The sequence below is a fragment of the Paenibacillus luteus genome, assembly GCF_006542765.1.
Classification (GTDB): Bacteria; Bacillota; Bacilli; order Paenibacillales; family Paenibacillaceae; genus Pristimantibacillus; species Pristimantibacillus luteus.
Genome location: NZ_SKCD01000004.1, coordinates 62,139 through 74,479, shown reverse-complemented (window position 1 = coordinate 74,479; position 12,341 = coordinate 62,139). Strand labels below are relative to the sequence as shown.

Sequence of the window (12,341 nt, the reverse complement as noted above, 5' to 3'; positions counted from 1 at the left end):
AAGTGAGTGATAACGATGATTCAAACACCTGCACCAGTAAAATCAAGGAAAACTGCAGTTGCTCCGCTCAGCATAAAGAATCTAAGTGTGGCCTATCAGAAGAAGCCTGTGCTTCGGAATGTGTCCTTTGAAGTAAACGAAGGAGAGCTGATTGGCGTCATCGGTCCGAATGGGGCAGGCAAATCAACCTTGATGAAGGCTGCTCTCGGTCTTATCCCAAGCATTGGCGGCGAAGTGCTAGTGTATGGAAAGCCTTATAAGCAGCAGCGGAAGGTGATCGGTTATGTGCCGCAGCGGGAATCGGTGGATTGGGATTTTCCGACGAATGCGCTTGATGTTGTCCTTATGGGACGTTATGGCCATTTAGGGTGGTTTCGGAGACCAGGGGCCAAAGATAAGGCGCTTGCGCTGGAATGTCTGGCTAAAGTCGGTATGGCCGATTATGCAGGAAGGCAGATCAGCCAGCTCTCCGGCGGACAGCAGCAGCGTGTGTTTTTAGCCCGGGCGCTTGCTCAGGACGCAAAGCTTTATTTTATGGATGAGCCCTTTGCAGGCGTGGATGCCGCTACGGAGAAAGCGATTATTACCCTGCTGCAGGAGCTGAAGCTGCAAGGGAAAACGGTTATTGTCGTTCACCATGATCTTGCGACGGTTCAGGATTATTTTGATTCGGTATTGCTGCTAAACGTCGAGGTTCAAGGTTTCGGTCCGACCGAGCAAACCTTTACGCAGCAGCTGCTTCAGCATACTTATGGCGGTAGGCTTGCTTTTCTGGACCGCAGTCTTCAGCCACCGTCCCGGTTAGACGGAAAGGGTGAGTAAGTATGGAACGCATATGGTCAATGCTGGCTGATCCGAATATGCAGTGGATTTTCCTAGGCTGTACGCTGCTAGGACTTAGCAGCGGCGTTATCGGCTGCTTCTCTTATTTGAGAAAACAAAGCCTCATGGGGGATACGCTGGCGCATGCCGCTTTACCCGGAATATGTATCGCATTTATGCTTACAGGCATAAAATCGATTGGACTTTTTCTGATAGGTGCCGGTATAGCGGGAATCATCGCTACGTTTGGCATCGGATATATTACTCGGAATTCCAAGCTGAAGCAGGATGCGGCAATGGGAATTGTGCTATCGGCCTTCTTTGGTCTCGGTATCGTGCTCCTGACCTTAATTCAGCATGGCAGCTACGGCAACCAAGCAGGACTGGATAAGTTCTTGTTCGGGCAGGCGGCTTCGATGATTGCTTCGGATGTCATTACGATGACTATTGTATGTATTTCACTTATTACGATTTGTACACTGCTGTTTAAGCAGTTTAAAATTATTTCCTTTGATCCTGGGTTCGCTAGAGGACTTGGTTATCCGGTTGCTTTTCTGGAGCAATTGCTGATGCTGCTTATTGTCGTTGCAGTGGTAGCAGGAATACAGGCGGTAGGCGTTGTACTCGTTGCGGCGCTTCTTATTACACCGGCTGTGTCAGCTAGGTATTGGACGGACCGACTGGGACTGATGGTCGTATTGTCGGGCTTGTTCGGAGCAGTCAGCGGAGCTATTGGCACGTGGATAAGCGCCTCGGTATCTAATTTGCCAACGGGCCCTGTAACGGTGCTTGCTGCTACTTTGCTATTTGTAGTATCCATTCTGTTTGGGCCACAGCGCGGCTTGGTAGCCAAACGGCTGCTGCGCAAAAGCGTCAAGCAGCGCTACCAGCGGGAGAACGAGCTTCAGCTTGAGGGCAGCATAAAGAAGGAGGCAGCCTTATGAGTGATTTTTGGATTTTGCTAACAGGCGCGCTTGTAGCGAGCTGCTGCGGTGTGCTTGGGGTATTTCTCGTCCTTCGCAAAATGGCTATGATTGGTGATGCAATCAGCCACTCGGTTATGCCAGGTATTGTTATTGCGTTTCTGCTCAGCGGCTCTCGGGACTCGCTGCTTATGATGTTTGCGGCATTGCTTTGCGGCTTGCTGACAACATTCCTGATTCAAATGTTTCAGCAAAGCGGGATTCAGTCCGATGCTTCCATTGGTGTAGTGTTTACTGCTTTGTTCGCTATAGGGGTCGTATTGGTTAGCTTGTATGCACGCCAGGTGCATTTGGATCAGGATGCGATTTTGTACGGTGAAATCGCCTATGTGCACTGGAATATATGGGAGCTGGGCGGCGTAAATATGGGGCCAAAAGCCGTATGGCTGCTAGGCATAACCCTTCTGATTATTTCGACGGTAATCGGACTGTTCTACAAACAGTTTAAGCTTTGCGCGTTTGATCCGGCGCTTGCGGCCGCGATTGGCATACCGGTAGCTCTTTTTCATTATTTGTTGATGGGTCTTGTTTCTATGGCTACGGTCAGCTCTTTCGAGAGCGTAGGAGCTATCTTGGTCGTAGGCTTGCTCATTATTCCGGCTTCGACCGCTTACTTGCTGACCGACCGCCTTGGTTTGATGATTGCCTTAAGCGTCGCGGTGGGGGTAGCAAGCACGTTCCTCGGGTACGGGACAGCGGTCTTGTTAGATGCCTCTATTGCAGGCTGTATGGTGTGCGCGGCAGGCTTTCTGTTTGTCCTTGCTTTTTTGTTCTCGCCATCCCAGGGCATTATCATCAAGAAACTGCGGATCAGAAAGCTAGCCTAATCGTATATTAAAAAATTTATTTCAGCAAAAAAAGTATTCGGAGCTCGAATGCTTTTTTTGCTGTGTATATACAAAAAATGAAAAAAACTGCAACTTTTTTTCAGTAACCTACGTACTATATTTGGTACATATTAGGATATAGTGATAGGGGAGAGGGAGAAAAGATGAAAGCATGGTTTAAATGGGTTACGCCAATCGCTCTGACTGCCTTAGTGGCAACAGGCTGCAGCTTTGGAGGCGGCAACAAGGGGCTGGATAAAAACGAGCCATCCACGCTGAAGGTAATGTATTATGATGAAGGTTCGTTTTTTCAAGATTATGGAATGATTTTTTCGGCTTTGTATCCAAATATTGACATTGAAGTTTTAAGCACGCAAAGCATTTACTCTGGAGAGCAAGAAGATTATGAAGCAGCCTTCGATAAGTTTATCGAAGAGAAGCAGCCTGATATTCTCATGCTGAGCAGCGAACAGTACAAAGAATGGGCATTGGATGGCAAGCTGTATGATCTCGATACGATGATCGAGAAGGAGAAATACGACACCGAAGGGTTAATCCCTGGCATGCTGGACTACTTGCGCGAGCAGGGCGGCGGCAGATTATATGCGATGACGCCGAGCTTCTATAGCCAAGTGTTGTACTATAATAAGGATTTATTTGATAAATACCAAATCGAGTACCCAACCGATCGCATGAGCTGGAGTGAGACGCTGCAGTTGGCTCGCCGTTTTCCAACAGAAGGCGAACCTAAAGAGCGCGTATACGGTCTGAAAATGAGCTATAATGATGATCTGTTTCAAATGGCCAGTGTCTTTGCGGCTTCTGAAGGAATCAGCTATGTGAATCCCGCACAGAAGCAGGTGACGATCAATTCGGATTCCTGGAAAAATATATTCCAAACAGCGCTCGATGCACTGTCTTCAAAGGCTCTTTTCTATGACAGCATCATGTACGAGCAGTCAACCGATGGACCATCTGCCAGCAGCTATGAAGACTATTTGCTGAGAGATCCCTTTGTCTCTGGGCGACTTGCGATGGCGATTGGAGACAGCAGTTTTGTAAACCAAATCAAGCAAGCCAGCAGCAATGAGAAGGTTAAGGATCAGATTGTGAAAAACTGGGATCTCGTCACCGTGCCCGTTGGTCAGCAAAATCCCGATCAGTCAAGTATGACAGCCTTCCATAATTTGCTTGCAATCAGCGCAACGGCGACGAATACGGAAGCCGCATGGCAGTTGCTTAGCTATTTGAGCAGTGATGAATATGCGAGAGTGAAGTCCAAATCCAACAATTACAATGGCTTGCCGGTTAGAACCAAATATATTACAGATACAGAAGGACGCAATTATGCCGCTTATTATAATTTGAAGCCTAGCAGCTTTAATGCTTACAAGGATTATGACAAGCTGCCGCAAAATTTCTGGAATGAATTTATGGCAGTTGCTCAGACGGAGCTCCAGAAGGTGAAGGATGACAAACAGTCGCTTGATGCTGCGCTTGATCTCCTTCAGGTCCAAGGGCAGGAAATGATCCTGAAAGAAGATCCGGTGAAGGATGACGCAGCTGCAGATGTGCCTTCGGTAGAGGGCGGGGCTTCAACATCCGTTACGGTTGAGGCGCAATAACGGATCAGAAATGAAGAGCATGCTTTCGCCATTGGGCGGAGGCTGCTCTTTTTTTTATATTAGGAGTGTATATCCTTAGACCATTCATTCTCCATATTTATCGGAATGAACCGCTCCGCCAAAGGAAGGCGATAGCCGCTTCACTTTATGCGGTCTATTTCTTTAAACTTCAATTTCATTTGGAATCTGCCGCAAATGTGCTAAAATAATTTACTAGTGAGATAACAACAGTGAATCGGCTTTTACGAGGAGGCACAAAATTGGGAGACTACAAACTGGTTGCGCTCGACATGGACGGGACGCTTCTGAATGAGCAAAGCGAAATTAGCGCAGAAAATGCGGAATGGATTCAAAAAGCGCTTGATGCAGGGGTTATTGTCAGCTTTTCAACAGGACGTGGCTTTCGCAGCGCACTGCCCTACGCGGAGCAGCTTAAGCTGGAAACGCCTATGATTACCGTAAACGGCAGCGAAATATGGCATCGCCCGCATGTGCTGCACAAACGGACGCATTTGAGCTCCGTTTATGTGAAAAGACTGCATGAGCTGGCACTCGCGCATGGCGAGCCATGGTTCTGGGCGTATACCGCTAATGATATTTTCAATAAAGAAAAATGGATTAATCCAGCCGATGATTATGATTCCCATCACTGGCTGAAATTTGGTTATTATACCGAGGATGACAGCATCAGAGCCAAGCTGCTCGCCGAAGTACAAAGCTGGGGCGCACTCGAGATTACGAATTCCTCTCCTTGGAATTTGGAGCTTAACCCGTTAGGCGTATCCAAGGCTAGCGCGTTGCAAGAACTGTGCGGCCTCCTTAACATCGAAATGTCGCAAGTGATTGCCGTAGGCGACAGCCTAAATGATATTGCGGCAATTCGCGAGGCGGGGCTTGGCGTGGCGATGGGCAATGCTCAGGAGGCCGTCAAGGAAGCCGCCGATTTTATTACCTTTACCAACAACGAGCATGGCGTTGCAGAGGTAATTAAACGATACGTTTTGAAAGGGTGAGAAACGTATGGATATTTTAGGCTGGAGTCTCGTTATCCTATTATTCGTAGTGGGAATGGCCGGAGCGATCTATCCCATTCTCCCCGGTGCGCTTGCGATTTATGGCGCGTTTTTTATTTATGGTTGGTTCTTTTCTTTCAAAGAATTTGGCTTGTGGTTCTGGCTCATTCAGACCGTTATTGTCATCGTGCTGTTTATTGCCGATTATGCCGTCAGCGCCTGGGGAGTCAAGCGGTTTGGCGGCTCTAAGGCTTCTATTATAGGCAGTACGATCGGTCTCATCCTTGGTCCTTTCGTTATTCCTGCGTTTGGTCTGATTATCGGTCCATTTGCCGGTGCCGTTATTGGGGAGGTTATTATCGGAACAAGCTTAAAAAATTCACTTAAGGTAGGGCTTGGTTCGGTTGTAGGCTTGTTTACAAGTGTAGTTGTCAAAGTGATTTTGCAACTGGCAATGATTGTGGTATTTGTGCTATGGCTTGTATTCTAAATGATCATAAAGGTGGATGCTGCGATGATTAAAGTAACGGTATGGAACGAGTTTTTGCATGAGAAAATTCATGAAGAAGTGAAGAACGTATACCCGGATGGCATTCATCAGGCACTCGCAAAAGGAATTGCCAGCGGCGAGATCGAAGTGGCAACTGCAACGCTGGAGGAGCCCGAGCATGGGCTAACGGTGGAACGTTTGGCGAATACGGACGTTTTAATTTGGTGGGGACATATGGGGCATGACCGTGTGGATGACGCGATCGTAGAGCGTGTTCAGCAGCGTGTATGGGAAGGGATGGGGCTCATCGTCCTTCATTCCGGCCACTTCTCTAAAATATTCAAGAAGCTGATGGGTACCAGCTGCGATTTGAAATGGCGGGAAGCAGGCGAGAAAGAGAGGTTGTGGGTCGTCAATCCATCGCATCCGATTGCCGCAGGCTTGCCGGAGTACATTACGCTTGAGCATGAGGAAATGTATGGCGAGCATTTTGATATTCCCACACCGGATGACATTATATTCGTCAGCTGGTTTGAAGGCGGAGAGGTGTTCCGCAGCGGCTGTACGTTCAGCCGGGGACAAGGCAAGATTTTCTACTTCCGCCCGGGACATGAAACATATCCAACCTACTATAACCCGCAGGTGCTTCAGGTTATTCAGAATGGCGTTCGCTGGGCTGCCCCATCACATGCCGCTGTACCGGTTCGTGGCAATCATCAGCCGTTGGAGCCCATTGGCAATAAAGGATAGGGAGACTTGTATAAACTATTATGCTAAAAAAAGACTCATTAATTAAAGGCACACTTATACTGGCGGCCGCTGCGCTGATCGTTCGTTTTCTAGGTCTATTTCAGCGCATACCGCTTGACTACATGCTGGGGTCCGCCGGACAGGCGGCCTTTAACTCTGCGAACACCATTTATTTATTGCTTCTAACGATTGCAACCGGGGGAATTCCACTCTCGATTAGCAAAATGATTTCGCAGCGCTACGCGTTAGGCAGACCGGATGAAGCAAAGCGGATCTACCAGGCAGCTCTGATGTTTGGAGCGGTGACGGGTGTGCTCCTGGCAACAGCCATGTTCGTCTTTGCTCCTGCGTATGAGAAAATATCCAAAGTGCCGGATTCGGTACTGTCCTTGCGAGCCATCGCTCCCGCCCTGCTTCTGTTTCCGATCATTGCCATGATGCGCGGCTATTTTCAGGGAAGGCAAATCATGTCCGCTGGCGGTATTTCGCAAATTATGGAACAAATTTTACGGCTGATCGGCGGTATCGGCTTGGCACTCATCGTGCTGGGTTGGGGCTGGGGCGATGAGTATGGTGCCGCGGCGATTGCTTTTGGCTCCGTCCTAGGCAGCATCGGGGCGTTTGGGGTCATGATGTGGTTTTGGCGCAAGCTGAAGAAGCAGGACGTTACAGAGAAGGCTAGAGCAGCAGCAGCCGCTCCAAAGTCTCCTGTGAAGTCAGGTGTTGCTTTGCCTTACCGTACTATTTACCGGGAAATATTAGCTACTTCGATCCCTGCGGTCGTTACGGCTATGACCGTGCAATTTTTATATTTCTTTGATATGACGCTGTTTATGCGGCTAACGAATTCCTTCTATAATGCATCTGCTGCAACGGAAGTATTAGCCAACTATACAACGAAAGCGATGGGGATTGCCGGCATTCCGCCTATTTTGGCGATTGCCCTTGGCGCATCAATCATTCCCGTCATTTCGTCTGCGTTTTCATTGAACAATATGAAGGAAGTACAGCGTCAGTCCTCGCTCGTCATGCGAATCGTCTGCTTTACCGGCGTACCGGTGGCCTTGCTCCTGACCGTAGCCTCTTTTTCCGTTACGGGGCTTCTGTTTACAAGCCCTGAAGGAAGCGGAACCGTTGCGATGCTGACCGCGGGCGCGATCTTTCAAATTACGATGATGATTTCTAACTCAATCTTATATGGTTTGAATAAATCTAAGCTGCCTATGTACCACACCTTTATCGGTCTCGGGCTGAAGATTGTGTTCAGTCTGGCGCTTGCGCCGGTATTCGGCGTTTATGGACTTATTATTGCTTCTACCATTTGTTTCGTTGTCATAACGCTGCTGAATGTTAGACAGATCAACAAGGAAGTCAGCCTTAATATTCTTGGCAGCAAATGGTTCGCTTATCTCGCTGCGATTGCCGTACCTGCTCTTGCCGGCTGGGCCGCTGAATATGGGGTACTGGAATGGACAAAAGCTTGGCCGGACAAGCTGTCCTACCTTCTGGCAGCAGCAGTGACGTCAGCTATCGTAGGCGGGTTTTACTTGCTGCTGCTTGCAGCCCTGCGCGTCATAACGCCTGAGGATGTCCGTTCATTCCCTGGGCCGCTGCGCAAAGGCATGACGCTGCTGCTCAAGCCGTTCTACAAGAAAGCAGTATGATAGGCTGCGCTGCTGCGTGAGGTATGAATGCTGAACGGCTTCATGCCTTGCTTGGCTGCTGCAAGCTTTTTCATTTGGATTAAGACGTGTTTCCATCCATGCACTTTGCATAAAAAAAGGGGTATCCCTCAAGGTCTCTGGCCTTGAGGGATACCCTATTGTTGTTTGCGAGCAGCGATATATGCTTTGAACAATAGAAATGAAGTTTAAGCGAAGCGAGAAGATCGTTCTGGAGAAACGAAGTATTCTTCTTTGTAGTCGAATTCTTACCTTTACATGACTAAGTCAATCAAAGAATCTCTTAACAACCGCGACCCTAAAAGATGATCTACTCGCGCAGCGAACAAAATGCAATTGTTAGTTCGCATAAAGAAACAACTTTTTGAAAGAAAACGAGACTTTTTTGCTAAAATATTGTTTAATGGTTTAAGCTGGGTTGACAATCCATAGATATCCCATAAGAATAGATTTTATATGTTTAAATTAATCGTTGAACCCCCAAGACATCCAAGAACATCATAAATGGCATTCCTAATTTTAAGAAATGAAATGAGGTAAGGCATAATGATTGTCATTGATAAGGTCAGCAAACAATTCAATCAGCGAGATGGCAGCAGCTTTCAAGCATTAGATTCAATTAGCCTATCCATTAAGGAAGGCGAATTCGTATCCTTGCTTGGACCGTCAGGCTGCGGAAAATCGACCGTATTGAATTTAATAGCGGGTTTTGATAAAAGCACCAGCGGCGTCATCAAAGTCAATGGCGGCGATATTAAGGCGCCAGGACCGGATCGTGTGGTCGTATTCCAAGAGCATGGCTTGTTTCCTTGGCTGACCGTTCTTGAAAACGTTGCATTTGGGCTAAAGCAGAAAGGAATCGGCAAGAAGGAGAGGCAGGAGCTTGCGCTTGAGCAAATCCGCGCCGTTCATTTAAGCAAATTCGCTGATCGTTATCCGCATGAGCTGTCCGGAGGCATGAAGCAGCGTGCCGCGATCGCGCGTGCCCTCATTATGGATCCGCAAATTTTGCTCATGGATGAGCCCTTCGCAGCGCTTGATGAGCAAACGAGGCTGGTGCTGCATAAGGAACTGGAAGAGATTTGGCTGCGAACGGGCAAGACGATTCTTTTTATTACTCATAACATCAGGGAAGCGGTAATGTTGTCGGACCGTGTGCTTGTCATGTCCACGAGACCGGGAACGATCAAGAAGGAGTTTGTCGTGCAGGCAGCAAGGCCGCGCGAAAGCTCCGATCCTCTGCTCCATCATGTGGAGCGCTCGATTATGGAATGCCTGGCCGATGAGCTGGAGAAAGTCGTAAAGGAGGAGATGGGCGATGACACCTACAGTTTTAAGAAGAACAATATTTCTGATCGGAATTTTGGTGGTATGGGAAGCGGCATATAGAATGATTGGCTGGGAGTCGTGGAAGTTTCCTTCTTTATTCCAGACGGTGGAATCCTTCTACAACGGCTTTGCTCACGGACAACTGCTGGAGGCCATTATCAATTCACTTCGCAGGCTTCTCATTGCTTTTGCCATATCCATATCGATAGGGCTGCTGCTTGGCTTGATGTTCTCGAGATCGAAGGTCATTGATGATACCTTAGGGTTTGTCGTTATCGCACTGCAAACGGTACCAAGTATTGCTTGGCTGCCATTTGCGATTATCTGGTTTGGTTTTAATGACAAGTCCGTTATATTCATAACTGCCCTTGGCGCTACCTGGACGATGGCTATCGCTACCCGCACAGGGATCAAGAACATTTCCCCGATCTACATTCGAGCGGCGCAGACGCTTGGCACCGGCACCGGCTGGCGCATGTTTACGCAAGTGTTGGTACCAGGTGCTTTCCCGCATTTGATGACGGGAATTCGGGTTGCTTGGGCATTTGCTTGGCGTGCTCTTGTGGCTGGGGAATTGATTGCGAACGGTGCAGGTCTAGGCCAACTGCTGCAGGATGGCAGAGGGCTCGGAGACACGGCATTAATGCTGAACGTCGTTATTATTATTGCGGTGTTAGGTACGATTTCCGATCATTTTTGCTTTAAGAAGCTGGAAGACAAGCTCCTTATCCGCTACGGATTGGAAAGTCATACAAAATAAAAAAGCATTGACAAATTTAACTAATCCGATAGAATTAGTTGGAGTAAGGTTTTAGAGAGAAAACGAATTAAAGAAGGGTAGGAACAAACATGAAAAAAACATTGGGTCTCATTCTAACACTGGTTCTCGTATTAACGCTTGCGGCTTGCGGCGGCAAAAACAACGCTTCAGAGAGTCCATCGCCTGCTGATGGTAACGGTACAGCTACTAAAGAAACATCGGCTAAGCCCGTAACCGTGAAGCTTGGTATTTTCAAAAACGTAACTCATGCAGCAGGATATATTGCACTCGAAAAAGAATTTTTCCAGAAGCAGCTAGGCGATCATGTAACCATTGAAGTGCAAGCCTTTGACAATGGTTCTGATTTCTCGACAGCGATTGCAACTGGCCAAATTGATTTGGGTTATGTCGGTCCTGGACCGTCCACTAACCAATTTTTGAAAAGCAGCAACTTCCGAGTGATTTCTGGCGCAGATAACGGTGGAGCTGTTCTTGTAGCCGGCAAAGATTCCGGTGTTACTACGGTAAAAGATTTGGTAGGCAAAACGATTGCGATTCCGACTAAAGGTAGCACTAACGAAATTTCGCTGCGCTTGCTGCTTGAGCAAGAAGGCGTGAAAATTACAACGGATAATTCCGGTGCACAAATCGTTGCACGTGCTCCTTCCGATACACTTGTAGCGCTTCGCCAAAATGAGGTTCATGCCACACTTATTCCTGAACCATGGGGAACTCAAATTGAAGAAGAAGGCATTGGCAAAGTGATTGTGCCTTGGGATCAAATTCCTCCTAACAACGGCGACTACCCACTCGTTATTCTCGTAGCTAGCGATAAATTCATTAGCGAGCACAGAGATCTTGCGGTAGCAGCAGTAAAAGCAAATCTTGAAGCTATTGATTTCATCAATGCCAATCCGGATGAGTCTTATGAGCTGATCAATAAACGCCTTAGTGAGTTGAGCGGAAAAGGTTTGGACATCGCTTTGATTAAAGCAGCGCTTTCCCACATGAAGCTAACTTCAGACGTCAGTGAGGCTGCGATTGAAGAAATGGCTAAAGTATCGATCGAAGCCGGCTATATCAAGGATGTTACGGTGGATACCCTTGATCTGAGCAAGTTCCTTGATCTTACCATTCTTGAAGATGCCAAGAGTGGGAAATAATAAGTACATCTAATTGGAAAAAAGGTATTCCGGCCGCAGTTAAAACTGCGGCAAGGAATACCTTTTTTTGCGCTGGGTAAGACTGTTAAATTACCTAATGCTGCTTAACATGTTATATTTAATGCTACGGGAAGAGGAGAGAATCATTTCATTACCCTTACCGTGAACTAAGCAATGGATGAAAGGGAGTACAAGCATGAACAGGGAAACCATTCTGATGGTGGATGATGAGAAGGAAATTTTGAAGCTGATGGAAATTTATTTTAAAAATGATGGGTTCAACATGCTGCAGGCATCTAATGGTCTTGAAGCGCTGGAGCAGTTGAAAAACTATAAAGTTGATCTCATTATTCTGGATGTCATGATGCCTGTAATGGATGGGTTGGAGGCATGCATGAGAATTCGTGAGCAAAATAATATACCGATTATCATGCTTTCAGCCAAAACGCAGGATATCGATAAAATATCGGGATTAAGCCTTGGAGCTGATGAATATGTAACGAAGCCGTTTAGCCCGCTAGTCTTGCTGGCAAGCGTTAAATCGCATATTCGAAGAGCAAGACAGTTTCATTCCAAAGCGACTCTCAATGCAAATGAGATTATTATTGATGAACTCATTATTAATACAGCTACGCATACCGTTACGATGGACCAGCAGGAGATCAAGCTGACGCCCTTGGAGTTTACCATCCTTAAGTTGCTAGCCGTTAATCGGGGAATCGTGCTTAGCATGGACAAAATTTATGAAGAGGCTTGGAACGAGCCCTTTATGGAATCAAAAAACACAGTAATGGTTCATATCCGGAAAATTCGCGAAAAAATAGAAAAGGATACACAAAATCCGAAATATATAAAAACGGTATGGGGAATCGGATATAAAATGGAGGCTCTGTAGCT

Annotated in this window: 12 protein-coding genes; all 12 read left to right on the top strand. The window is 47.2% G+C overall.

The genetic code is table 11. The annotated features are described in order from the left end of the window. Window positions 1–15: 15 nt before the first annotated feature. The 12 genes from E0496_RS03005 (at window position 16) to E0496_RS02950 (ending at window position 12,339) form a co-directional block, all read left to right on the top strand. Entirely contained in the window at window positions 16–822 is an 807-nt protein-coding gene (locus E0496_RS03005; protein ID WP_141500160.1) for a metal ABC transporter ATP-binding protein, read from the top strand. A 2-nt stretch (window positions 823–824) separates the two neighbouring features. Continuing rightward, window positions 825–1,766, top strand: coding sequence for a metal ABC transporter permease (locus E0496_RS03000; protein WP_141500158.1), 942 nt, complete (start codon window positions 825–827; stop codon window positions 1,764–1,766). Beyond that, a complete protein-coding gene (locus E0496_RS02995) occupies window positions 1,763–2,632 on the top strand; it encodes a metal ABC transporter permease (RefSeq protein ID WP_141500157.1) in 870 nt (289 codons plus the stop codon). The genes E0496_RS03000 and E0496_RS02995 overlap by 4 nt, the downstream gene beginning before the upstream one ends. A gap of 164 nt (window positions 2,633–2,796) precedes the next feature. Beyond that, on the top strand, window positions 2,797–4,257 hold the full coding sequence (locus tag E0496_RS02990) for an ABC transporter substrate-binding protein (RefSeq protein WP_141500155.1): 1,461 nt from the start codon (window positions 2,797–2,799) through the stop codon (window positions 4,255–4,257). 260 nt (window positions 4,258–4,517) lie between these two features. Beyond that, window positions 4,518–5,270 (top strand): Cof-type HAD-IIB family hydrolase, encoded by a 753-nt coding sequence (locus E0496_RS02985; RefSeq protein ID WP_141500153.1) that lies wholly within the window; start codon window positions 4,518–4,520, stop codon window positions 5,268–5,270. A gap of 7 nt (window positions 5,271–5,277) precedes the next feature. After that, window positions 5,278–5,760, top strand: a complete 483-nt coding sequence (locus E0496_RS02980) for a DUF456 domain-containing protein (protein WP_141500152.1) — start codon at window positions 5,278–5,280, stop codon at window positions 5,758–5,760. A 24-nt stretch (window positions 5,761–5,784) separates the two neighbouring features. Continuing rightward, the gene (locus E0496_RS02975) at window positions 5,785–6,510 is read left to right on the top strand and encodes a ThuA domain-containing protein (protein ID WP_141500151.1); all 726 of its coding nucleotides are present in this window, start codon (window positions 5,785–5,787) and stop codon (window positions 6,508–6,510) included. A 20-nt stretch (window positions 6,511–6,530) separates the two neighbouring features. Then, window positions 6,531–8,174 (top strand): putative polysaccharide biosynthesis protein, encoded by a 1,644-nt coding sequence (locus E0496_RS02970; RefSeq protein ID WP_141500149.1) that lies wholly within the window; start codon window positions 6,531–6,533, stop codon window positions 8,172–8,174. A gap of 564 nt (window positions 8,175–8,738) precedes the next feature. Continuing rightward, on the top strand, window positions 8,739–9,581 hold the full coding sequence (locus tag E0496_RS02965; RefSeq protein WP_141500148.1) for an ABC transporter ATP-binding protein: 843 nt from the start codon (window positions 8,739–8,741) through the stop codon (window positions 9,579–9,581). Beyond that, window positions 9,511–10,281, top strand: a complete 771-nt coding sequence (locus E0496_RS02960) for an ABC transporter permease (RefSeq protein ID WP_241674537.1) — start codon at window positions 9,511–9,513, stop codon at window positions 10,279–10,281. The genes E0496_RS02965 and E0496_RS02960 overlap by 71 nt, the downstream gene beginning before the upstream one ends. 89 nt (window positions 10,282–10,370) lie before the next feature. Further along, window positions 10,371–11,444, top strand: coding sequence for an ABC transporter substrate-binding protein (locus E0496_RS02955; protein WP_141500147.1), 1,074 nt, complete (start codon window positions 10,371–10,373; stop codon window positions 11,442–11,444). A gap of 196 nt (window positions 11,445–11,640) precedes the next feature. Further along, entirely contained in the window at window positions 11,641–12,339 is a 699-nt protein-coding gene (locus E0496_RS02950) for a response regulator transcription factor (RefSeq protein ID WP_141500145.1), read from the top strand. The last annotated feature ends 2 nt before the right edge of the window (window positions 12,340–12,341 follow it).

Coding starts and splice junctions, on each gene's coding strand:
- E0496_RS03005 (WP_141500160.1), top strand. CDS start 16: ATGATTCAAACACCTGCACCAGTAAAATCAAGGAAAACTGCAGTTGCT.
- E0496_RS03000 (WP_141500158.1), top strand. CDS start 825: ATGGAACGCATATGGTCAATGCTGGCTGATCCGAATATGCAGTGGATT.
- E0496_RS02995 (WP_141500157.1), top strand. CDS start 1,763: ATGAGTGATTTTTGGATTTTGCTAACAGGCGCGCTTGTAGCGAGCTGC.
- E0496_RS02990 (WP_141500155.1), top strand. CDS start 2,797: ATGAAAGCATGGTTTAAATGGGTTACGCCAATCGCTCTGACTGCCTTA.
- E0496_RS02980 (WP_141500152.1), top strand. CDS start 5,278: ATGGATATTTTAGGCTGGAGTCTCGTTATCCTATTATTCGTAGTGGGA.
- E0496_RS02975 (WP_141500151.1), top strand. CDS start 5,785: ATGATTAAAGTAACGGTATGGAACGAGTTTTTGCATGAGAAAATTCAT.
- E0496_RS02970 (WP_141500149.1), top strand. CDS start 6,531: ATGCTAAAAAAAGACTCATTAATTAAAGGCACACTTATACTGGCGGCC.
- E0496_RS02965 (WP_141500148.1), top strand. CDS start 8,739: ATGATTGTCATTGATAAGGTCAGCAAACAATTCAATCAGCGAGATGGC.
- E0496_RS02960 (WP_241674537.1), top strand. CDS start 9,511: ATGACACCTACAGTTTTAAGAAGAACAATATTTCTGATCGGAATTTTG.
- E0496_RS02955 (WP_141500147.1), top strand. CDS start 10,371: ATGAAAAAAACATTGGGTCTCATTCTAACACTGGTTCTCGTATTAACG.
- E0496_RS02950 (WP_141500145.1), top strand. CDS start 11,641: ATGAACAGGGAAACCATTCTGATGGTGGATGATGAGAAGGAAATTTTG.